The 19,990-nt window shown below is 66.2% G+C and carries 22 protein-coding genes, 1 tRNA gene and 1 pseudogene; 14 read left to right on the top strand and 10 right to left on the bottom strand.

Translation table 11 applies throughout. From position 1 onward, the window contains the following. The first annotated feature begins 13 nt into the window (after positions 1-13). The 4 genes and pseudogenes from N4264_RS24735 (at position 14) to N4264_RS24750 (ending at position 4,257) form a co-directional block, all read left to right on the top strand. Entirely contained in the window at positions 14-211 is a 198-nt protein-coding gene (locus N4264_RS24735) for a CPXCG motif-containing cysteine-rich protein (protein WP_261694870.1), read from the top strand. A 237-nt stretch (positions 212-448) separates the two neighbouring features. Further along, a pseudogene (locus N4264_RS24740) lies at positions 449-2,673 on the top strand (DUF1631 domain-containing protein); the annotation flags it as partial. A gap of 120 nt (positions 2,674-2,793) precedes the next feature. Beyond that, on the top strand, positions 2,794-3,141 hold the full coding sequence (locus N4264_RS24745; protein ID WP_261694872.1) for a PilZ domain-containing protein: 348 nt from the start codon (positions 2,794-2,796) through the stop codon (positions 3,139-3,141). A gap of 12 nt (positions 3,142-3,153) precedes the next feature. After that, entirely contained in the window at positions 3,154-4,257 is a 1,104-nt protein-coding gene (locus N4264_RS24750) for an FAD:protein FMN transferase (protein WP_261697703.1), read from the top strand. Positions 4,258-4,302: 45 nt separating this feature from the next. On the opposite strand, the gene N4264_RS24755 is transcribed toward N4264_RS24750, so the two are convergent. Both N4264_RS24755 and N4264_RS24760 read right to left on the bottom strand, forming a co-directional pair. Next, positions 4,303-5,127, bottom strand: coding sequence for a hypothetical protein (locus N4264_RS24755; protein ID WP_261694873.1), 825 nt, complete (start codon positions 5,125-5,127; stop codon positions 4,303-4,305). A gap of 287 nt (positions 5,128-5,414) precedes the next feature. Further along, positions 5,415-5,573 (bottom strand): DUF3309 family protein, encoded by a 159-nt coding sequence (locus N4264_RS24760; protein ID WP_261694874.1) that lies wholly within the window; start codon positions 5,571-5,573, stop codon positions 5,415-5,417. A gap of 303 nt (positions 5,574-5,876) precedes the next feature. On the opposite strand from N4264_RS24760, the gene N4264_RS24765 reads away from it, so the two are divergent. Next, positions 5,877-6,656: a hypothetical protein gene (locus tag N4264_RS24765; RefSeq protein WP_261694875.1), complete on the top strand. Its 780-nt coding sequence runs from the start codon at positions 5,877-5,879 to the stop codon at positions 6,654-6,656. Between the two features lie 5 nt (positions 6,657-6,661). Here the strand turns inward: N4264_RS24765 and N4264_RS24770 are convergent, their stop codons facing one another. Both N4264_RS24770 and N4264_RS24775 read right to left on the bottom strand, forming a co-directional pair. Continuing rightward, the gene (locus tag N4264_RS24770; protein WP_261694876.1) at positions 6,662-7,612 is read right to left on the bottom strand and encodes a DUF72 domain-containing protein; all 951 of its coding nucleotides are present in this window, start codon (positions 7,610-7,612) and stop codon (positions 6,662-6,664) included. 57 nt (positions 7,613-7,669) lie between these two features. Continuing rightward, positions 7,670-9,073 carry a delta-60 repeat-containing protein gene (locus N4264_RS24775; RefSeq protein ID WP_261694877.1) on the bottom strand — a complete coding sequence of 468 codons (1,404 nt, stop codon included), beginning with the start codon at positions 9,071-9,073 and terminating at the stop codon, positions 7,670-7,672. A 547-nt stretch (positions 9,074-9,620) separates the two neighbouring features. Here N4264_RS24775 and N4264_RS24780 point away from each other — a divergent pair. Further along, positions 9,621-10,133: a hypothetical protein gene (locus tag N4264_RS24780; protein WP_261694878.1), complete on the top strand. Its 513-nt coding sequence runs from the start codon at positions 9,621-9,623 to the stop codon at positions 10,131-10,133. 75 nt (positions 10,134-10,208) lie between these two features. Here the strand turns inward: N4264_RS24780 and N4264_RS24785 are convergent. Continuing rightward, positions 10,209-10,284 (bottom strand) — tRNA-Thr (locus N4264_RS24785). 50 nt (positions 10,285-10,334) lie between these two features. After that, positions 10,335-11,258 carry a site-specific tyrosine recombinase XerD gene (gene xerD / locus N4264_RS24790; RefSeq protein WP_261694879.1) on the bottom strand — a complete coding sequence of 308 codons (924 nt, stop codon included), beginning with the start codon at positions 11,256-11,258 and terminating at the stop codon, positions 10,335-10,337. A 77-nt stretch (positions 11,259-11,335) separates the two neighbouring features. Here xerD and N4264_RS24795 point away from each other — a divergent pair, with 77 nt between their 5' ends. Further along, on the top strand, positions 11,336-11,764 hold the full coding sequence (locus N4264_RS24795) for an RDD family protein (RefSeq protein WP_261694880.1): 429 nt from the start codon (positions 11,336-11,338) through the stop codon (positions 11,762-11,764). A 5-nt stretch (positions 11,765-11,769) separates the two neighbouring features. On the opposite strand, the gene lptG is transcribed toward N4264_RS24795, so the two are convergent. Both lptG and lptF read right to left on the bottom strand, forming a co-directional pair. After that, positions 11,770-12,864, bottom strand: coding sequence for an LPS export ABC transporter permease LptG (lptG, locus tag N4264_RS24800; protein ID WP_261694881.1), 1,095 nt, complete (start codon positions 12,862-12,864; stop codon positions 11,770-11,772). Continuing rightward, positions 12,864-13,964, bottom strand: a complete 1,101-nt coding sequence (lptF, locus tag N4264_RS24805) for an LPS export ABC transporter permease LptF (RefSeq protein WP_261694882.1) — start codon at positions 13,962-13,964, stop codon at positions 12,864-12,866. Before lptF ends, lptG begins: the two co-directional genes overlap by 1 nt. 135 nt (positions 13,965-14,099) lie before the next feature. On the opposite strand from lptF, the gene N4264_RS24810 reads away from it, so the two are divergent. The 5 genes from N4264_RS24810 (at position 14,100) to N4264_RS24830 (ending at position 17,598) form a co-directional block, all read left to right on the top strand. After that, positions 14,100-15,581, top strand: a complete 1,482-nt coding sequence (locus N4264_RS24810; RefSeq protein WP_261694883.1) for a leucyl aminopeptidase — start codon at positions 14,100-14,102, stop codon at positions 15,579-15,581. Between the two features lie 94 nt (positions 15,582-15,675). After that, positions 15,676-16,098, top strand: coding sequence for a DNA polymerase III subunit chi (locus N4264_RS24815; RefSeq protein ID WP_261694884.1), 423 nt, complete (start codon positions 15,676-15,678; stop codon positions 16,096-16,098). Positions 16,099-16,194: 96 nt separating this feature from the next. Then, complete coding sequence (locus N4264_RS24820) at positions 16,195-16,659, top strand: MarR family winged helix-turn-helix transcriptional regulator (protein WP_261694885.1); 465 nt, start codon at positions 16,195-16,197, stop codon at positions 16,657-16,659. Next, positions 16,649-16,885 (top strand): zinc ribbon domain-containing protein, encoded by a 237-nt coding sequence (locus tag N4264_RS24825; protein WP_261694886.1) that lies wholly within the window; start codon positions 16,649-16,651, stop codon positions 16,883-16,885. The genes N4264_RS24820 and N4264_RS24825 overlap by 11 nt, the downstream gene beginning before the upstream one ends. After that, the gene (locus N4264_RS24830) at positions 16,885-17,598 is read left to right on the top strand and encodes a DNA alkylation repair protein (protein ID WP_261694887.1); all 714 of its coding nucleotides are present in this window, start codon (positions 16,885-16,887) and stop codon (positions 17,596-17,598) included. The genes N4264_RS24825 and N4264_RS24830 overlap by 1 nt, the downstream gene beginning before the upstream one ends. Here N4264_RS24830 and N4264_RS24835 read toward each other — a convergent pair. Both N4264_RS24835 and N4264_RS24840 read right to left on the bottom strand, forming a co-directional pair. Beyond that, entirely contained in the window at positions 17,595-18,317 is a 723-nt protein-coding gene (locus tag N4264_RS24835; protein WP_261694888.1) for a DUF5329 family protein, read from the bottom strand. The two genes, N4264_RS24830 and N4264_RS24835, sit on opposite strands and share 4 nt — an antisense overlap. Before the next feature lie 17 nt (positions 18,318-18,334). Then, positions 18,335-18,868, bottom strand: coding sequence for a hypothetical protein (locus N4264_RS24840; RefSeq protein ID WP_261694889.1), 534 nt, complete (start codon positions 18,866-18,868; stop codon positions 18,335-18,337). 166 nt (positions 18,869-19,034) lie between these two features. Here N4264_RS24840 and N4264_RS24845 point away from each other — a divergent pair, with 166 nt between their 5' ends. Both N4264_RS24845 and N4264_RS24850 read left to right on the top strand, forming a co-directional pair. Continuing rightward, positions 19,035-19,193: a hypothetical protein gene (locus N4264_RS24845; protein WP_261694890.1), complete on the top strand. Its 159-nt coding sequence runs from the start codon at positions 19,035-19,037 to the stop codon at positions 19,191-19,193. Positions 19,194-19,263: 70 nt separating this feature from the next. Then, positions 19,264-19,965, top strand: coding sequence for an AraC family transcriptional regulator (locus N4264_RS24850; protein WP_261694891.1), 702 nt, complete (start codon positions 19,264-19,266; stop codon positions 19,963-19,965). The last annotated feature ends 25 nt before the right edge of the window (positions 19,966-19,990 follow it).

Here is a 19,990-nt window from a genome sequence, read left to right on the forward strand (position 1 = left end):
CTGGGGAGCCACCATGCCGACCGCCCTGGTGACCGTCACCATCCATTGCCCCTACTGCGGGGGCACCTATGGCACGACGATCGACATGACCGTCGGAGACCAGTCCTACATCGAGGACTGCGGCGTCTGCTGCCAGCCGATCACGTTGACCGTGTCGGTCGACCTGGACGGCGAGCTCGAATCGGTCACCGCACGCAACGACAGCGACTAGCGGGCTGCCAGTTCACGCTCGGCCTGCCGCCACGGGTTACCGCGGACTGGTGGCAGCCGCCGCGGCGGGAATAGAATCCACGCCACCAGGGTGCGGGGGGAGTACGCCATGCGTCTCACGGATCCATCGGTACGCAAGCCGGCATCAACGGTCGAGCTGACCACCATCAGCGCCAGCTCTCACCTGCCGGTGCGCGTCCGCAGCGCGCTCGAGGGCGTCCTCGGACTCGCCGGCGGCATGCTCGAGCGCCTCCTGGTGCTGGCCCTGACCGAGTACGAACAGGTGCTCTTCAAGCTGGCCGAGAAGGCCCGCAGCAGCGATGAACAGCATTCGGTGTTCGAAACGCTGCGCGAGGTCAAGCGCGGTCGCGCTGACATCGCCCCGCGGTTCATGCTGCACCTGGAATCCACGCTGGCCCAGCTGGATGCCCCGAAGAAGAGCGAACCCAGCAACGCACCGAAGCGTTTCCAGGACCTCTCACTGGTCGATTCGCGCGAACTGGAGGAAGACATCTCGCTGCGCGAGATCGCGGCCAAGGCGGAAATCCGCCACAGCCAGACGTTGTTCGCACTCGGCCATCGTTTCGGCGTGCTCGCCTGTTCGCCAATGCTGGAAGCCGACATGCTCCCCGTTGGCCCCAAAGCCGTCTGCGACGCACTCAAGTTTGCCGGCGGCGCGCTGGTGATTTCGCTGGAGCATCGCATCCTGATGTACCGGCAGTTCGACAAGTCGGTCATGCCAGAAATTGGCATTATCTATAACGCTATAAATGACTACTTGATCGAAAAAGGCATTTTGCGTAATTCGCCGATCATCACGCCGCGCCTGCCCAGCACCCATGCCCTCTCGGAGAACGCCCGCGGCGATGATCACTATTCGCCGCACACGGACCTGGCTGGTCATCGACCGACAACCCCGGACCTGCGCGCGCATCCGGGCCATGCGATGTACGTCCAGCAGGAGGACGGTGAAGCCAGCTCCTTCGGTCTGGGCGAGGCCGACGCCTACAATTCGCCCGGCAGCCACGCGGCACGACCCCGCGAAGCGCGCCCGCTGCCGCATCCATCACCGCGCACGCCGTCCGCATCGCCCCGCGAGGAGCCACGCGACACCGAGGTATTCAGTACCCTGCGCGAATTGCTGGCCGGCCGCCGCGTCACGACCAGCGCCGCCGCTCCTCCCGCAGGCAGCAGCTCCGACTACCAGGCCAGCGCCGAAGACCTCCAGGCCGTGCTGGGATCGCTCCAGTCGCGTCCAGCAGCACCCATGATGATGGGCGGACGCCTGGTGCCGCGCACTGTCGGGCACGTGCGCCAGGACATGCTCAACCAGCTGCGTCAGCTCACACCGGACGGCAAGCCGCCACAGCTGGCCGCCGAGGACGCCGACACCATTGATCTCGTCGGCATGCTGTTTGATTTCATCAACAAGGACGTCAAGGCCACCGGCGCCACGCAATCGCTGCTGACCAAGCTGCAGGTACCGATCCTGCGCGTGGCACTGCGCGACAAGTCGTTCTTTACACGACGCAACCATCCTGCACGCCAGTTGCTCAACACCATCGCCGAAACCGGCCAGTACTGGCTCGACGACAGCGAGAACGAAAGCGACAAGATGCTGGTCGAGAAGATGCAGCTGCTGGTCGATCGCGTCACCGGCGAGTTCGACGGCAAGCTGGAACTGTTCGAAGAGATGCTGACGGACCTGAGCCGTCACATGGGCACGCTGGCGCGCAAGGCCGAAGTGGCCGAACGACGCAATGTCGACGCCGCCAAGGGCCGCGAGCGCCTGGACATGGCGCGCGAACGGGCGATCGGCGCCGTGAACGAGCGCCTGGCCAACCGCAAGGTCAGCCGTCTGGTGCGTACCCTGCTCGAGCAGGCCTGGACCGACGTGCTCGCCCTGACCATCCTGCGCCAGGGCGAAGATTCGGAGAGCTACCAGCGCCGCATCAATGTCGCGGATCGCCTGATCGATGGCACCGCCGCGCACGCCGACGGCGTCCGCGCGGAACTGGAGCAGGGGTTGAGCCAGGTTGGCTTCCACACCGAGGAAGCCCAGACTATGGTGCGGCAGGTGCTCGCGATCGAGGATGAGAGCGCGGCCGATTCCGGCGACAGCGCTGCAACACGCACCGAAGTGGCCATCAAGATCAAGAACAAGGCGCGCCTGGGCGAAGACCCCGCGGCACCCGAGCGCCAGCGCGCCAGCCAGCGTCAACAGCACATCTCGCCCCCCTCGACCTTGAGGAAACCACGATTTTCGAGCGCCTCAAGACCATGCCCTACGGCACCTGGTTCGAGTTCGTCACGAACCAGCAGGGCGAGATGGTGCGGCGGAAACTGTCCTGGTTTTCGCCCCTTACCGGGCGCTGCCTGTTCGTCAACCAGCGCGGCGCACGCACCGACGAGCGCACGCTCGAGCAACTCGCCCGCGACATGCATCGCGGCCAGGTGCGCCTGGTGACCACCGAGCGCGAATCGTTGATCGACCGCGCCTGGCACGCCATCATGGACACGCTCAAGCAATTCACCGGAAAAGGCGTGACTTCCGCCGCTGCAACGTGATGGAGGATCGTGATCATGGTCGAACACCGGCGAGCTCCGCGTAAACGCGCCGAGGAAATCATCCAGGTCACCAACGCCATTACCGGCGAAGTGGTCGGGCGTGTCGGCAATCTGTCGATCGACGGCATGATGCTTGTGGCCAACCGTCCCGCGCGCGAGGACGCCCTCTACCAGTTCATCTTCTCCCTGCCCGACGAGCGCGGACACCTGCACCAGCTCGAAGTGGGCATGCACGAGCAATGGACCGAGCCGGCCAACGTGCCCGGCCAGCACTGGGTGGGAATGCGCTTCATCGATATCGGCGCGGATGACCTCGCTGTTCTGCACGGCTGGCTTGAACGCGGCCGTGCCCAATGGGAATGACGCTTGAAACGCATGCCATGGATGGTCGCCCTCGTCGCGGCCACGGTGCTGGGCACTATCGCGCTATGGATTTACAAGCGCCCCGCCGTCCAGAGCGCGACATTCGTCGTCTTTGGCGGCATCACGCAGGTACAGGTCCGCGGCGCGACAGCGCAATCGGCGGCTGACGCATTCGGCGAAATCGGCCAGCGCCTGCGCAAAGACCACGACGACTGGCACGCCTGGGATCCCAGCGAGCTGACCCGCCTGAACGCGGGGCTCGCCGCGGGGCGCACGGTCCGCGTCAGCGAGTCGCTGGCCGGCCTGATCCGTGAGGCCCAGCGCGGATATGTGCTGAGCGAAGGCCTGTTCAATCCGGCGATCGGCCGCCTGATCGCCCTGTGGGGATTTCATACCAGCAACTTCCCGATCCTGTCTCCCGCACCCACCCGCGAACAGCTCAATGCCTTGTGGACGCAGCCGCCGCGCATGGACGAACTGCAGATCAGCGCCGATGGCAACGTGAAGTCGTCCAACCCCCTGCTGTCGCTCGACCTCAATGCCCTGGCCGAGGGCTATGCCGCGGACCAGATCGCGGCGATCCTGGCACGTCACGGGATCCGCAACGCATTGATCAATGTGGGCGGGGATGTGCTGGCCCTTGGCGATGCCGATGGCCGCCCATGGCGTGTCGGCATCCGCGCCAGCACCGACACGGTATTCGCCGGCGCCGAGCTGCGCGGCCACGAAGCCTTGTTCTCGTCGGGCAGCTATGCGAAGTGGCGCGCCGTGGACGGGCAGCGCTGGGGCCATGTGCTGGATCCGCGCACCGGCGAACCGGCACACGGTGCAATCGCCGTCAGCGTGATTCACCCGAGCGCGGTAACGGCGGATATCACCACCACCAGCGTCATGGTCGGTGGCGTCGAGGCCATTCCCCGCCTGGCCAAGGTGCTGGGCGTGGCGTGCGTGGTGCTGGTTACCGAGGACGGCACGACCTGGATCAGCCCCGCCATGCGCGCCCGGCTGCACTTCACCGAACCGCCAAAGGCCCTGCGCGAAACACCGGACCTTGGCAAGCACTGCGACGGTTCAGAACGTCCGGCCGACACGGCGGCGTCCACGAACACGTCCTGAAGCCGCCATGTGGCACGGACCGGCGCAGGCGCCGGCCCGCATCGGTCAGAAGCGCGCCTTGACGAAGGCGGACGGACCGGAGAGATCGATATTCAGCACGCCGTCGAAACGGCTCTTGTCGGCCACCACGTGGATGCGCTGCGCGCCGTATTCGAGACCGAACCCGATGTTCTCCCACGGGTAGTATTCGGCGCCCAGGGCAAAATTATAGATGTGCCCGGAAATCGAACCGTTGGTCTTCTTCACGCCCGCGATATCGGCGTACATGCGCAGCGAGTCGGAAAACGCGTGGCGCCAGCCCAGTTCCACCAGCGGTGCCCAGGCGTCGACCGAATCGCCCGCCTTGACCTGCTGGTGCGTGTTGTTGACCGTCGCCTCGCCGGCGACAGTGCCCTCGGCGCGGTAGTAGGCGGCGCCCAGGCCCAGGCCGAAGACGTCACGGTCGCCCGCCGGCAACCACCAGCGCCAGGCCACGCTGGCAAGGTCAAGGTTCAGGCTGCCGTGCACCTGCGCGTCCACGTCGAACACGCTGCCGTCGTAGTTGATCGTCCGATCCAGGCTGCGCGTGGCGCTGCGATGGAAACGATATCCGTCGATTTCGATCCCCTGGCTGTCGCCGATCAGGAATCCGACGCGTGCGCGACCCACGACGCGGTCGTCAGTGAGGCCGAAGTCGTCCTCGAAGCTGACATCCGTTCCCAGGATGCCGTTGGAGCCGTTCAGACGCGCCTCCGCGTTACTGTCGGCAAGGTAGGCGCCCAGTTGCACGTAGACGCGGTCGAGCGCGGGATGGGTGTCGGCAAGCGCCGGCGCAGCAGCACCGAGCGCGGCAAATGCCAGGGCAATAGCCGTCTTCTTGTGATGGTTCATGGCTCTTTTACTCAGAATGAAAAAACCGCGACCCGCAGGCCGCAGTGGAATTGTGGCATGCCGCAGCCCCCACCGTGCCCGAATTCGCTGGCCGCGCGCCGATTCCTGTGGCAACCCCCCGTTTTTCTGTACACCGTGCGATGTGCCACAGCGGTGCGACGGCGGAACCCTCGCACCGCTTCGCCGGCGAGCCGCGCAGGCGGCAGTGACTGGCGAAGCGCCGGTCGTGCCGGCAAAGCCGACCCCGCCGGCACGCGGCAGTCACTGCCGATCGCCGATGACGGCCGCTAGATACGGCCCATCAGCAACAGGACAACCAGCACGATGACGACCAGGCCAAGGCCACCGCTCGGTGCATAGCCCCAGCTGCGCGAGTACGGCCACACCGGGATTGCGCTGAGCAACAACGCAATGAAGACAATCAGCAGAATGGTCGAAAGGGCCATATCAACCTCCATGTGGCGGGCCGTGCATTGGGTGGACGGCCGCGAGATCCGGACGGATATCAGCTGCAGCGAATGGATGACGCCGGAACACCGTGATCCACACAGGACCCTCTGGAAAATCTGTGCCACCCGGGTTCCGGACGCAACTGGCTGATTCTTCGGGATTCGCATTTCCGGTGGCTTGCAGGGTGCACGACAGCGGCACCCGGCCGGTTGCAGAATTCTTGGTTTTCCGTCGGATTCCCGTTAAACCCTGCAGCCCGCGCCGCCATCTGTGGCGGCGTCAACGGAGTGAACGTTTCGATGCGCATCCTTCGCACCGGCCTGCTGATCCTCGGATTCGGCGGCGCCCTGCTGTTCCTGGCGGCACTGCTGGTGTCCTACGCGGCACCGCTACGCATCGAGTCGGCCGCCCGGGGCCTGATCGAACGCGAGCTGGTGGCGCGCACGCAGGCGGCCATCGACAATGCCGGCCAGAACAAAGCCGTCAACGCGGTGATGGCCTGGGGCCAGCGAATCGGCGCCGCTGCCGGTGTCGAAAGTACCGCGGTACGCGACGCCGTCACCCGCACGGTGTCCGATATCGTCACGCGCATGCAGGACCCGGCCTGTCCCTGCCGCACGCGCATCGTCGTCGCCGTGGAGTCCTGGGGGAACGGTGTTCTGGAATCGGCCGGCGCGATCAAGGAACGCGTGACGCAGTTCGTCGAGGCGAAATACCAGCAGACCGTTGCCAGCCTGCTACGCGAGTTCCGCCTATTCTGCACTGCCAACGGCCTCGTGCTGCTTTGCCTGGGACTGGCCGTGGTGATACGACGCAAGGCCGACGTGCAGCTCCTGCCCGTTGCGCTGATGCTGACGCTGGCCGCCACGATCACGGCCTACTGGTACCTTTTCGCCCAGGATTGGTTGCACACGATCGTCTTCAGCGACTACGTAGGCCTTGGCTACTTCGCCTATCTGGGCCTTGCCTTCGCCGGCCTGTGCGACATCATCCTGAACCGGGCGCGTATTACGGTACGCGTCCTGAACCGGATCCTGGAGATGATCGGCTCCGCCGCGTCGTCGCTGGCGCCTTGCTGACGACGCTATGACGGCGCATCCCGCGCATCGTCATCCACTCGAATCTTGCGATGCACACCGCCGACCAGCCGCATCAGCGTGCCCGCGTTGCGCTGGCCCTGGTCCTCGTAGTTGTTGTTGAAGATCACATGGACCTGGAACACCTGCGCCGCCAGATCATTCAGCGAAGGCAGGAACGCTTCGAGCTCCTGTTCGCTGTAGTCGTAATTGAAGCGGTCCGACGCCACCGTGGCCTCGCGCAGATTCCAGGTGGCCAGGTTGCGTCCGTGCAGGCGCAGTATCGCCAGCTGCGGATGGGTGGTATCCCAGACGGCGGGAATGCTGTTGGACGGCCCCTGCGGCTCGTCGACCGTCACATTCACCAGCCGGTGCTCACGCTCGAACGCCAGCGTGGCTTCGCGGCGGCCGGCATCGAACCAGGAACGGTGGCGGAACTCGACGGCCAGCATGTAGCGGGCCAACCGCTCGCGGCACTCCAGGATATGGTCGCAGGCCGACCGCGACGCCTTCACCCACGGCGCGAACTGGAACAATACCGCGCCCAGCCGCTTTCCGTTGTGTAGCACCGCGATCGCCTGCTCGTAGCGGCGCCAGAGTTCATCGCGGATTTCCCTCGGGGTATCGCGGTAGTACAGCACCGCGCTGGCGGCAAAATGGGAGGCGAGCGCCGACTGGATATCGCGGGGCAATGCCGCCGCAGGTGTCTGGTGCCCCGTGAACAGCCGGAATGCCTTGATGTTGAACCGGAAGTCGTCGGGCGTACGCGCGATCCACAGACCTGCGTTAGCCACGCTGGGCAACGCGTAGTACGACGAATCGACCTCGACGATCGGAAAATGATCCGCGTAGTAGCGCAGTCGTCCTTCCGCGGAGCTGCAGCCGCGCGGATAAAACTTGCCGCAGGCGATCAGGGTCTTGTCCGTCCAGCTCGCCGTACCGACCAGGATGGTTCCCATCCGCGGACACTACCGCAGAACGGCCGCCGGCGCCGCACCACGCGCCGGCGGCCACTGTCACTGGAAGTCATTGGCGAAAATCAGGTCCGTCTTCTGCAGGCGCATGACGGCAAATTCCCGGTCGATGTCCGATGAGCAACTCCGGGAGGAATAGCCGGCAGCTACGGGCTGGTCGCCGGCCAGCGTAATCCTGAGGAAGCGCGTGGCGTAGGCACTCTGGTTTGCCTCCATGCACGGAGCCAGATAGACCCGTCCGCCATTGGATTCGAATGCTTCGTCGGCGGTTCCCGAGGGAGTCAGACGAAACACCGACGCCGCCGAGTCAATGATTCCACCACCGCTCGAATAGCCGACATAGACGACGCCGCGGTTGCTGCGCACCGCGAGGTCCTGAACCGACGTGACATTGAAAGGCTCGTGGCAGTTGGGGCCAAACGACACATCGAAAAACAGATCCGTGTCGAACTGCCCACCGATCGTGAAGCGGCACAGCAGGGCCAGGCCGTCCGACGTCTGCGGACTGTTTCCGGCGACAATCACGCTGCGATTGTTGTGGATCGCCAGCGACGTGACGCTCGTGGCCGGATAGTTCCGCGGGGAAAAGATCACACTATTCTGCGGCGACGAGGTCTGGCGTCCCTCCGGCGAGACGAGACTGAGCCCGAACGCCGTGCCAGTGGCAGATGTGCCGACGGTTGCCGAAACGACCAGCGAACCATTCGGCATCCGGACTATGCGCGCGGCCTGTTCCTCGTACGTGCCGTTGCCGATGCGGAGCAGGCTGCGCCCGGTCGGGGTGACGCCCATGTTGCCGAACGTCGTGTCTGGTTCGCCTGTCGTCGTGAATCGCGCTGCACCCGAAACGCGTTTGCCCAATCCATCCATGATGGTGCCGAAAACGATCGGCCGGTTCTGATCGTCGACGACGACGGACGTTGGCCGATCGTCCATCGTGCCGCCGTAGTTGAAGCCGATCGCCGTACCGCCGTCACCGGCAAAGCTCGGGTCGTCCTGGCCGTTGGGCAGGAAGCGCACGATGCCGAAATCCAGGTTGCCGCCGGTTCCCGTGGGGGTCGCACCGACAACGACGATACGCCCCTGGGAGTCCAGCACCATGTCCGTCACGCTGGAAAGGAACGCGTCTTTGACCACCTTCCCGCCCGAGCCGAAGTTGGGGTCGAGCGTGCCGTCCGGCCGGTATTTCACCAGTCCGATGCGGATGCCCGTACCGCCGGAAAACGCCAGCGGTCCGGCGGCAATCAACGAGCCGTCGGGTGTGCGCCGGATCGCCGCCACCTGGTCGTTGTTCGATCCGTTGCCATTGAAAAAATCCACCCGCCAGCCCGGCCGGAAACCGCCGGTATTGAAACCACCGTCCAGCGCCGATTCCGCCGCAGGCGCCCCCGTCGCAAGCCCCGCCAACCCCCACACCATCCAACGCACTGCTGCGCAAGTCCGCACGACGAACCCCTCGATCAATGGCACGCCGACAGCTAACGCAAAGAGGTGACGAAAGCGGCAAGCATCGCCGGACCAGGGGGGAATTTGATCAGCGCAGGGGCGTTGCACGGCTTAGGACGCCGCGCGGCCATCAATTCAAGGGGAAACGCTGAGCCCGACTCGTCGCCTCCCGGCGATAAGGCTGCGCTGATCTGATCGATGCTATCGGCAGGAGGCGGGGTGATCAAACGGGTAGGAGGTCATGGGTATCCGGGCGCTGCTCTGCCACGCAATGGATGAGAATGCAAAGGCTTTCTACGGAAGCATGGGTTGGTCAAATCGCCTACAAACCCGCTGACCGTGCTATTGAGCATGCCTCGACCAGGAGGCATTTTCGGCGCCTGAGATCGCCGTCACGTGGGCGACGATGACAGCCGCCACGATGCACTGGCCTCGCACACCTGGCAAAGCGGGAAGCCAGCGACCATCGGGCCGCGTGAATGCTGGATGTGTACGATTTGAGTGTTCCAGTTGTAGACCCTTCGGCGCGGTGACTTCGGAGGCGCCAATGCGCATGCAATTCGTCGGCGGTGAGGCGGAAGCGGGTGGACCACGACATGGCTACGCCGTGCACGGCATCTACCGGAACGAAAGCACCCGGGAACTGGTCGGGATCTTCATATTCGAACAAAGCCCGCAAGAGGATGCAGGCAGGGCCGGCGACAGGCTCTGGCAAAGCGGGCGGTATTCGGTCGTTGGCGGCTTAGGCGTCATACGGCTGGAGAACATCACCGTCGGCGACCGCTGGTACGCCTTCCATATCGCGCCGCGGGCACGTAGCTATCTGGTTGTCGAAGGGTCCGGCGGCCAGGACATTCCGGCCTCGATGATGTGGTCGCCGGAACTCATCGAGCTGTTGTTACAAGCCACCAGTCATGGCGACGCAGCAGGCAAAGTGATCTGCGCCCTGGTCAGCCGGTCATGCGTACCGGTTGCAGAAGGCGTATCCGAACAAGCCGTGCGCCAACTCCAGGCCCATTGGGCGGCGGACCACACGTTGACGGAAATCGTGGGAAAGTAGTTCGCAATAGTGCGTGGAATATTGCGCGCGCAGCGATCGTGGCTACTGGGCTTGCGCGTAAACCATTGATTCCAATGGTGCCGGCAGAGGGAGTCGAACCCCCGACCTACTGATTACAAATCAGTTGCTCTACCAACTGAGCTATGCCGGCGCGGCGGCGATTGTAGGGCGCGCGCTCGGTCTGGGCAAACGGGGTGGGCGTCAGCCGCGCGGATGGTGCTGGGCGTGGAGGCGTTTGAGGCCTTCGCGCGCCACGTGGGTGTAGATCTGGGTGGTCGAGAGCGAACTGTGGCCGAGCAGGAGCTGGAGTGCGCGCAAGTCGGCGCCATGGTTGAGCAGGTGCGTGGCAAAGGAATGCCGCAGGACATGCGGCGAGATGCGGCGCGAATCGATGCCGGCGGTGACGGCCAGCTTCTTCACGACTGTCCAGAACATCTGGCGGGTCATCGCCTCGCCCAGGCGGGTGAGGAAGATGGCTTCGTGGACGCGGCCGCGGGCCAGGATGGGGCGCGCGTCGGCGATGTAGCGTTCAATCCAGTGCTGGGCTTCCTCGCCGATAGGGACGAGACGGTCCTTGCCGCCCTTGCCGCTGACCCGAAGAACGCCCTGGCGCAGGTTGACCTGATCGGCGCGCAGGCCCACCAGCTCGCTCACACGCAGCCCCGTGGCATAGAGCAGTTCCAGCATCGCGCGGTCGCGCAGACCCAGCGGCACGGTCGTATCCGGCGCACGGATCAGTGCTTCCACCTCGGATTCAGACAGGGCCTTGGGCAGCGGACGCGGCAACTTCGGGGCATCGAGCAGCAGGGTCGGATCGTCGCTGACCTGGCCGATCCGCTGCATCAGCTGGTAGTAGCGGCGCAGGCTCGACAACAGCCGCGCGTTGGAGCGCGCGGAGTACTTCGCTTCGCTGCGCGCCGCCAGATACCGGTAGAGCGATGCGCGGGACGCTGACGCCAGCGTCTCCGCCTGCGCAGCCAGCCAGCGGGCAAACCCTTCCAGGTCACTGCGGTAGCTGGCAAGCGTGTTGTCCGCCAGGCCGAATTCGGACCAGGCGCGTTCGAGGAACAGATCGATGGCGCGGCGATCGCCGGCGCTGATCTGGGCACTTTCCAAGGCAGTCATGGGGCGGCGATCAGGGACTTGCAGCCGACAGCGTAAACGGCGAGGCTGCGCGCCGCTATCACCGGTATGCCGTTGCGATGAACCAAGCTCCGTTTCCCTCCGCCCATCTGGGCTGGCGCGCCGCGGCCGCCGTGTACGACCTTCTGCCGCTGCTGGCCATCCTGTTCGCCACCGGCGCCATTGCGCAGGCCGTCACGGGAGGGACCCTCGATCCCCACGCCCTGCTGTTCCGGCTGGCGTTGCTGGCGGTGATCGTCGCCTATTACGCGGTTTCGTGGCGACGCGGCGGGCAGACGATCGGCATGCGCGCCTGGCGTCTTCGCGTCACGCGGGCGGACGGCGGGCCATTGGACTGGAGCACCTGCCTGCTGCGCTTTGCCGTAAGCCTGGTTTCCACGGCCGCCGTCGGCCTGGGATTCCTGTGGTGCCTGGTGGACCGTGACCGCCGTGCCTGGCACGACATCGCGGCAGGCACACGCGTCGTGCGCCTGCCCAAGAATGGCTGAAACCCCTACGGTGCGCGGCGGAAGTAGTACCACGCCGCCGCCAGGACGATCAGGCCCGGCAGCAGGTTGGCCAGCGCCAGGTTCATGCCGTACACGGCGCCCAGGCTGACGACGCCCGAGCGCAGGAAGTACCAGGTCACGGCGGCGACGATACCCAGGAAGATGCGCTTGCCCAACCCGCCGCTACGCAGCGTGCCGAAGGCAAACGGCAGTACGCAGATCACCAGGATCATCACGTTGACGGGCCAGAACAGGCGCGTCCAGTACGCCGCCTGGAACGCCTGCAGATCCTGGTTGTTGCGCTTGCGGTACTTGATGATCCGGCGCAGGTCGCTGACCGACAGGTACTCCGGGCGCACGATCGACAGCGCCAGCTGGCGCGGGTCCAGGCCGGAAACCCACTGCGCCGTGGCCTCGGTCGTGCTCTTGGCACCCTCGTCGGTGAATTCGGTGCGGCGCACGTCCATCATTTCCCAGCGACCGGCCTGGTGACGCGCGCGCTTGGCAATGGCGATGGAACGCAGCTGGCCCTTTTCCTTGAAATCGAACACGCGCACGTCGGCCAGGTCCACCACCCGGCCGGTCGCGGTTTCGGTCATGCTGCCCTGCTTGGCGTTGATCACGGTGTCGCCGTCGCGCGCCCACAGGCCCCAATCCTTGGCGAGCTTGATGTCCTGCGACTGCGCCTGCATGGCGTAGGCACGTGCCCACTGCTCGCCGGCCGGCCCGAGGGTTTCACCGATGGCGGCCACGCCGAGCGTGTACACCGACAGGGAAAGCCCCGCCGAAAGGCAGATCCGCAACTTGGACATGCCGGCCGCGCGCAAGGCGGTGAGCTCGCCCGACGCGGCGAGGGTTCCCAGACCAAGCAGGGATCCGATCAGCGCGGCGTTGGCAAAGGCTTCGTAGGAGCGCCGCGGAATCGTCAGCAGCACCTGCACCAGCACCACGCCCAGACCCGTATCGCCCTTGCCGATACCGGCGGCGGCCACGCTGAACGCCCTGAATGCATCCAGCCCGGTCAGCAGGATCCAGGTCATCGTGACCGCGCCCAGCACCGACAGCGCGACCAATTTATCCACCTGTCGCAAACGCAGCATCAGTGCGACGCCTTCGGCGCGGGCAGCAGGTCGCTGCGGCGGAGCAGCCAGAACGTCAGCAGGGCCATGGGCAGGTGAACCCACCACAGGCCGATGGCCGGGGCCACCTTGCCCTGCGTGATCGCGACACGGCCAAACTCCAGCAGATTGGCGTAGATCAGGTAACAGGGAATGGCGAGCAGCAGCTTGCCGAAATGCGACACGCGCGGCCCGGAGCGCGACAGGGGCAGCGCCAGCACCGCCAGGATCAGCGCCGAGAGCGGCGCGGCCAGGCGCCAGTGCAGTTCAGCTTTCTGGGCCTGCTCCTTGCTCGCGAGGAGGTCGGCTATCGGGGCGGAGCGCTTGAGCGATTCGGGCGTGGAATCGGTGGCGTTCTCACCCAGGGCAATGTCGTTCTGCTTGAAGCGCAGCAGGCGGAAGTCGTCGTAGCCGATGCGCCCCTCGACCCGGAAGCCGTTGGCCAGGGACAGGAAACGACTCTGGCCGTCACCGTCGTGGCGCAGCTCGCCGGCTTCGGCGGTGATGACGTCCAGGCGGATGTCTTCCCCGTCGGGCCGCTCGCTTTCGACGAACATGCGTTCGAAACGCGTGCCGTCGTCGTTCATTGATGCCACGTAGATCGTGCCCGAGCGCCCGGGCAGCTCCATGAACCGCCCGGGTTCGAGGCCGGCCACCACCATCGAGCGGTTGGCCTCGTCGACCAGGTCGTGCGACAGGCGCATCGCGGCCGGCGCGAGCCAGAAGGACACCATTCCGAGCAGCAGGCTGGCCGGGACGACAAAGATGGCCAGCGGCCGCAACAGGCCCGTGATTGGCAGACCCGAACTCTGCAGCACGGCCATTTCGTTGTCGCGCCACAACCGCCCGTAGGCCAGCAGCACGCCCAGGAAGATCGACACGGGCAAAAGGATAGTCAGCGCATCGACGGTGCGCAGGCCCAGCAGCTCGAACACCAGGTTGGCCGGCAGCCGCCCGCGGGCGACCCGGTCCAGGATGCTGGCCATCGTTCCGCCCAGGGTGACAACCAGCAGCACGGCGGCGGTGGCGACGATGCCAAAGGCCAACTCGCGCAACAGGTAACGATCGAGGATTCTGAGCATGCGCCTGGGTCTATGCGATAATTCCGAGCCCTTGCGCCTGTTACGGCACAAGTCATTCCCCTGAGTTTAACCGGCCTCGTTGCGCGGTGCGGCATAGCGCGCTCCGCCGGGCCCCTACCCGTCCGGTGCCAGTTCATGACGATTCAGTTCTCGCTTGTCGGCTCCACCCCTGAAACCGCCGCGACCGCCGTCGTCGTGGTGGGCGTTTACGAGGAAAAGATGCTCACCGGTGCGGCCGCGCGGATTGATGACGCCAGCGGCGGCGTGCTGCGCCGGCTGATCGATTCGGGCGACATCAGCGGCCGCCTGGGTACCTCGAACGTGCTGTTCGGCCTGCCCGGCGTCGCCGCCGCCCGCGTCCTGGTGATGGGCCTGGGCGAACAGAAGAAATTCGACGCGCTGCGTTTCCAGCGCGTTGCCAGCGACGCGGCCAAGGCGGTCAAGTCCCTGCCGGTCACCGGCGCGGCCTCGTATCTGACCGAGGTCGACGTCCCCGGCCGCGATGCGGCATGGCGCGTTCGCACCGCCGCACTGGCCACCGATTACGCCGCGTACCGCTACACCGCCACCTTCAAGGCCAAGGAAAAGCCCGCACCGGAAGGATTCAACGCCATTGCCTTCGCCGCTCCCGGCGAGCAACAGAAGGCGGTTGACGTCGCCACGGCCGTGGCCGCCGGCGTGCGCTGTGCGCGTGAGCTGGGCAACCTGCCGCCCAACATCTGCAACCCGGCCTACATCGCGGACGAAGCCCGCAAGATCGCCGAGCAGCACACCGGCGTGAGTTGCGAAGTGCTCGAGCGCGACCAGATGCGCGAGCTCGGCATGGGTTCCCTGCTGGGTGTCGCCCAGGGCTCGGCCAATCCGCCCAAGCTGATCGTGTTGCGCTGGAACGGCGGCGGCGACGCCCGGCCGTTCGTGTTCGTCGGCAAGGGCATCACCTTTGACAGCGGCGGCATCTCGCTCAAGCCCGGCGCGGGCATGGAAGAGATGAAGTTCGACATGGGCGGTGCCGCCGGCGTCCTGGGCGCCTTCGTCGCGGCGGTGAAGCTGCAGCTGCCGCTGAACCTGGTTTGCATCGTGGCCGCCGTGGAGAACATGCCGGACGGCAACTCCTACCGTCCGGGCGACGTGCTCACCAGCATGTCCGGCCTGACCATCGAAGTACTCAACACCGACGCCGAGGGCCGGCTGATCCTGTGCGACGCCCTGACCTACGCCCAGCGTTTCCAGCCGCAGGCGCTGATCGACGCGGCCACGCTGACGGGCGCCTGCGTGGTGGCCCTGGGCAAGCATCCGTCCGGCCTCATGAGCAAGGACGACGAACTGGCCCAGCAGCTCCTGGATGCCGGCAACGCGGCGCTCGACCGCGCCTGGCGCCTGCCGCTGTGGGACGACTACCAGAGCCAGCTCGAGTCGGGCTTTGCCGACATGGCGAACATCGGCGGCAAGAACGCCGGCGCCATCACAGCCGCCTGCTTCCTGTCGCGCTTCACCGAGGGCGTCCGCTGGGCGCACCTGGACGTCGCGGGCACTGCCTGGGACGAGGGACGCAAGGGCATGGCCACCGGACGCCCGGTGCCGCTGCTGGTGCAGTATTTGATGGATCGCTGCGCCTGACCGCCACCCCGCGCCTGGTCGCGTTGGCCAGGCGCGTCGCATTCCGCACTTACGGCCCGCTCCGCGCGGGGATTGACCCAGCAAGGTTCCGTGCATGCCCCGCGCCGACTTCTACCTGATCGACAAACCCCGCTTCCGTGAAGATCCGCTGCTGTTGGTCTGCGAGCTGGCCAAGCGGGCGTACGCCAGCGGCCAGCCCACGCTGATCCTCGCCCGCTCGCTGGAACAGGCCGAGGAAATCGACGGCAAGCTGTGGGAATTCGACGAGGACGCCTTCATCCCGCACCAGATCGCCGGCGACGAGGACGACGCCATCACGCCCGTCCTGATCGTGGCGCCCGAATCCACCACGCCCGACCGCCCCCTGGTGATCAACCTGCGCGATGACTGCGCGCCCGGTCTGTTCGAGCGCGTGCTCGAGGTCGTGCCCGCCGAAGAAAACCAGCGCCTGGGCTCGCGCGAGCGCTGGAAGACCTACAAGCACGCCGGCTTCGATCTGAAGAAATTCGATATGTAGCTTTGTGGACGCGGCGGTGACACCGCCCGTCCCGACCGCCCCGCGCTGGAATGCTTCGGGATTGCCGAAGCATCTGCCCTTCCTACAATGGCGCGCATGGCGAACGTCTCCTCCCTGGTCGATGACATTGCACGGCTGTATCCGGCCGTCTACGAGCGTCTGCACGCCCGCTGGGACAAGAACGATCCGCGCCCATCACCCGAATCGCTGGCGGTGATGCAGCACCTTTGGGCCAGCGGTCCCCTGACGATGGGCGAGGCCGCCCGGCATTTTGATCGCGCCCTGTCGGCCATCAGCGAACTGACCGACCGGCTGGAAGCGCGCGGCTGGATCGCGCGCAGCGTGGACAGCCGGGATCGCCGCCGCATCCTGATCTGGCTGACCGACGCCGGCATCGCCCTGCTGCAGCGGACCCGGGAAGTGCTCTCCCGCGAGGCACTTTCCGCCGCCCTGCAACGTATGGATGAGCACCAGCGCCAGCAGCTGCTGCAAGGACTCTCGGCCCTTGTCGAGGCCTCCCGCTCCCTTCCCCCACCCCTGGAGTCTGATCATGAGCCATAGCCATACCTGCCAAAGCTGCGGCATGCCCATCGAAAGCGGTGCGTACTGCCATTACTGCGTCGACGAAAGCGGCCAGCTGCAGGCCTTCGACGAACGCTTCGAGCGGATGGTGCAGTGGGTGCTCGGCCGCGAGCCGACGACGCCGCGCGCTATCGCCGAAGCCCGCACGCGCGAGTACATGCGCCAGATGCCGGCCTGGAAAGACCACCCGCGGCTGCAGGCCTGATGCCCGCGACAGCGAATCCGGCCGCCGTGCTGCGCCGGCGTTGCGCGGACATGGCTACCGCGCTGCGCGTCGCGGCCGATCCGGCGCGCGCCGCCGGCATGCAGGCGTACATGAAATCGGCGATGCCCTTCGCGGGCGCGCCGGCACCGGCCATGCGCCGAACCAGCCACGCCTTGTTCAAGCAGTGGTGGCCGCTGGACGAAACCCAGTGGCGCAACACGATTCTGGCGCTCTGGCAGACCGCCGCGTTTCGCGAGCAGCGCTATGCGGCGATTGAACTGCTGTCCTGGGGGCGTGCGAAGGCACATCGCCAGGCCTCCGCGCTACCGCTGGTGGAGCAGCTCGTCGTCGAAGGCGCCTGGTGGGATTACATCGACGCCATGGCGCCGGTGGTCGGCGACATCCTGCGGGCGTCACCATCAACGGTCACGACGCTGCGCCGCTGGAGCCGTCACGAGAACGTCTGGCTGCGCCGTATCGCCATCCTGTGCCAGCTCGATTTCAAGCACGACACGAACGTACCGTTGCTGTTCGAACTGATGGCGCCGTCGCTGGATTCCCGCGAGTTCTTCCTGCGCAAGGCCATCGGATGGGCCCTGCGCCAGCTCGCACGCACGCAGCCGGACGTGGTGCTGCGCTACGTACGCGAGCACGAATCGCAGCTCAGCCCCCTGAGCCGGCGCGAAGCGCTCAAGCACCTGGCCGGACGCTAGCGGTCCATCGCCGCCTGCTCGCCGCGCAGGAACTCCCTCGCACTCACGGTGCGGCCATCGAGCAGACGGACCTGGTATTCGGTGCCGTCGGTTTCGCTGCGGCTGCCGATGCGGTCGATAAACGTCCCGATGTCCATGGCGGGCGCGCCGGCCGCCTTCCATTTGCGCCGCAGGTGGGCAGCCGCTTCGGCACCGCTGTGCTCTTTGCTGCTACGGATGAACACCAGGTCGCCACGTTGTTCAATCCGGCTGATCAGCTGCTCGATCCGCGCGCGGTCGTCGACCACCAGCGGCGGCGGTATCCGAGTCGATACGGCGACTTCAAATTGCGCGTAGTCGTCACCGACGAGCGCGTTCTGCAGCGCGACCAGACGTACTTCCCAATGCCGTCCGGCGTGATCGAACCGCATCAGGTCGCCAGGACGGATCGAACGCCGTCCGGCGATAGTGATGCCGTCGCGCATCATGACGCTGGCCATCACCTGGCCGCGGGTGATGTCGTCGATCGACAGCAGCAGTGCGCCCTGGGAGCCCGGCAATGCCGACGTCGTCCGCTGGCGCGCCGTCATCGCCGCCACCGTGTCGCCGGGCGCCAGCGGCGCCTGTACGGAAGGCGAGTGTCCGCGTTCACAGGCTGCCAAGGCCAAGGCGCCGGCCACCAGGATCCACTGCCATCGCATCATCACCCCGCCGCGCGGGACTTTCCGAATCGGTTCCATCCCTGCACCTGCACTGGTCAGAACAACGCTGCCTTCTGGTTGTAGTCGCGATCCGGCTTGCCGGACATGAACCGGTCGGGCGACAGATCGCCCCCGTAGGCGATATGAAACGTCGTCTCCGTATACCACTGCCCCGCATAGCTTGTATGGCGCGCGTTGGTGGCGACACGACCGGATTGCCCCGGACCCAGCCCCATGACGCGCGGCCGTGCGATGCGCCAGGGCTGGCCGGCGTGCTGCGTGCAGCCGATGCCTACCGACAGTTCATCGGCCGACTCCAGGCGCAGGCGAAGGGAACAGATCTCGAACGGCAGCTGCCCGAGTGGTTCTTCCACGCGGTGGTGCGCGCGAAATTGCTCCCATTCCGAGAGCGTGATGTGCTCGATCGAGCACCAGCCGGTGCCCTGCCGCAACGGGAACGCCCGCGGCAGGGCGGCGCGCCGGATCGACCCGGGTGCACCGCGGGTGGCTTTTGTCCACTGGATGGTGACGACCTGTACCGCGACGCGCGGCAATGCCTGTTCTTTCGCCATGATTGCCGATAGACGCACGGGGACAACGCCCATTGTCGCGCATTTTGCGCGGCAGGCGCCCCGCGCCGTGCACGCCCGCGCCGATCGCCCCGGCGTCAGTGGTATACATCGCGACATCGCGTGGCACAGCGCTTGCTGCCCTGAAATCGGCGCCCGCACGAAGGTACCGGACAGGAGCATCGCCATGAAGAAACCCGAACGCAGCGACCGCCGCGGCCGCAACCCCAACCAGGTGCGCAGCTCCGGCGTGGACGGCAAAGAGAAGGCCCGGCGCGACAAGGCGGGCAAGGAACAGCCCGTCAACACCGGCAAACCCGGCCAGGGCTACGCCCCCGACCTGTAAAGCGTGACCATCGGCACGGCGCGCCGCGCAGCGGATTTGCAACGCCAGGGACATTGCCTACGCTAGCGGCATGTCCCAGGGTCTTTCGTACGAAACCCGCCACCGCGCCGGCGATGCGCTGTCCACGCATCGCCACGCCACGGCCTATGCCGCGCTGACGCTCGCCGGCTGCTACCTGGAGCGCAGCGCCGACGGGCCGGTTGCGTGCGCGCCGGGCACGATGATCGTGCATCCGGCTTTCCACGCGCACGGTAACCGGTTCGGACACCTTGGCGCCCGGGTCATCAACATTCCGGTGTCCGCGACGGTCAACACCCTCACCGTGTGCCAGGCACACCACCTGGGCGAAGCCCTGGATGTCTTCCGCAACGCCCCTGCCTTGCTGGACGAGCTGCTGCGCGCCGCGCGGCCCCACCAGCGGCATGCGCTGGCGGACTGGCACGCGCCGTTCCTGGAAGCGTTGCGCGCCGGCGACGAGCCCGTGGGAACAATCGCGACGCGTCTTGGCGTATCAGCCGCCCACGCCAGCCGTTCGATCCAGGCTGCGTATGGAATGTCGCCGCAATTGCTACGGCGCGAGTACCGCTGGCGCAGTGCCCTGGCGATGCTGCCGACCACACGCAGCCTGGCGGATATTGCAGCCCTGGCGGGCTTTGCCGACCAGAGCCATCTCACGCGCGTCACCCGCAGCATTTCGGGAGCGTCGCCTGCCGCACTGCGGCGCGGGATCAAATGCGTTCAAGACCCCGCGACGGTCCCTCCGGTCGAATAGCCACAACGGTCCGCAGCGACCTCAT

This window comes from Tahibacter amnicola, assembly GCF_025398735.1.
Classification (GTDB): Bacteria; Pseudomonadota; Gammaproteobacteria; order Xanthomonadales; family Rhodanobacteraceae; genus Tahibacter; species Tahibacter amnicola.

Bases quoted from the DNA above. Each gene is read 5' to 3' on its own strand.
- N4264_RS24770 (WP_261694876.1), bottom strand. From the start codon at position 7,612: ATGGGAACCATCCTGGTCGGTACGGCGAGCTGGACGGACAAGACCCTG.
- N4264_RS24760 (WP_261694874.1), bottom strand. From the start codon at position 5,573: ATGGCCCTTTCGACCATTCTGCTGATTGTCTTCATTGCGTTGTTGCTC.
- xerD (WP_261694879.1), bottom strand. From the start codon at position 11,258: ATGACTGCCTTGGAAAGTGCCCAGATCAGCGCCGGCGATCGCCGCGCC.
- N4264_RS24845 (WP_261694890.1), top strand. From the start codon at position 19,035: ATGAAGAAACCCGAACGCAGCGACCGCCGCGGCCGCAACCCCAACCAG.
- N4264_RS24830 (WP_261694887.1), top strand. From the start codon at position 16,885: ATGCCCGCGACAGCGAATCCGGCCGCCGTGCTGCGCCGGCGTTGCGCG.
- N4264_RS24755 (WP_261694873.1), bottom strand. From the start codon at position 5,127: ATGAACCATCACAAGAAGACGGCTATTGCCCTGGCATTTGCCGCGCTC.
- N4264_RS24745 (WP_261694872.1), top strand. From the start codon at position 2,794: ATGGTCGAACACCGGCGAGCTCCGCGTAAACGCGCCGAGGAAATCATC.
- N4264_RS24825 (WP_261694886.1), top strand. From the start codon at position 16,649: ATGAGCCATAGCCATACCTGCCAAAGCTGCGGCATGCCCATCGAAAGC.
- lptF (WP_261694882.1), bottom strand. From the start codon at position 13,964: ATGCTCAGAATCCTCGATCGTTACCTGTTGCGCGAGTTGGCCTTTGGC.
- N4264_RS24820 (WP_261694885.1), top strand. From the start codon at position 16,195: ATGGCGAACGTCTCCTCCCTGGTCGATGACATTGCACGGCTGTATCCG.
- N4264_RS24735 (WP_261694870.1), top strand. From the start codon at position 14: ATGCCGACCGCCCTGGTGACCGTCACCATCCATTGCCCCTACTGCGGG.
- N4264_RS24750 (WP_261697703.1), top strand. From the start codon at position 3,154: ATGCCATGGATGGTCGCCCTCGTCGCGGCCACGGTGCTGGGCACTATC.
- N4264_RS24795 (WP_261694880.1), top strand. From the start codon at position 11,336: ATGAACCAAGCTCCGTTTCCCTCCGCCCATCTGGGCTGGCGCGCCGCG.
- N4264_RS24780 (WP_261694878.1), top strand. From the start codon at position 9,621: ATGCGCATGCAATTCGTCGGCGGTGAGGCGGAAGCGGGTGGACCACGA.
- lptG (WP_261694881.1), bottom strand. From the start codon at position 12,864: ATGCTGCGTTTGCGACAGGTGGATAAATTGGTCGCGCTGTCGGTGCTG.
- N4264_RS24765 (WP_261694875.1), top strand. From the start codon at position 5,877: ATGCGCATCCTTCGCACCGGCCTGCTGATCCTCGGATTCGGCGGCGCC.
- N4264_RS24815 (WP_261694884.1), top strand. From the start codon at position 15,676: ATGCCCCGCGCCGACTTCTACCTGATCGACAAACCCCGCTTCCGTGAA.
- N4264_RS24835 (WP_261694888.1), bottom strand. From the start codon at position 18,317: ATGGAACCGATTCGGAAAGTCCCGCGCGGCGGGGTGATGATGCGATGG.
- N4264_RS24810 (WP_261694883.1), top strand. From the start codon at position 14,100: ATGACGATTCAGTTCTCGCTTGTCGGCTCCACCCCTGAAACCGCCGCG.
- N4264_RS24850 (WP_261694891.1), top strand. From the start codon at position 19,264: ATGTCCCAGGGTCTTTCGTACGAAACCCGCCACCGCGCCGGCGATGCG.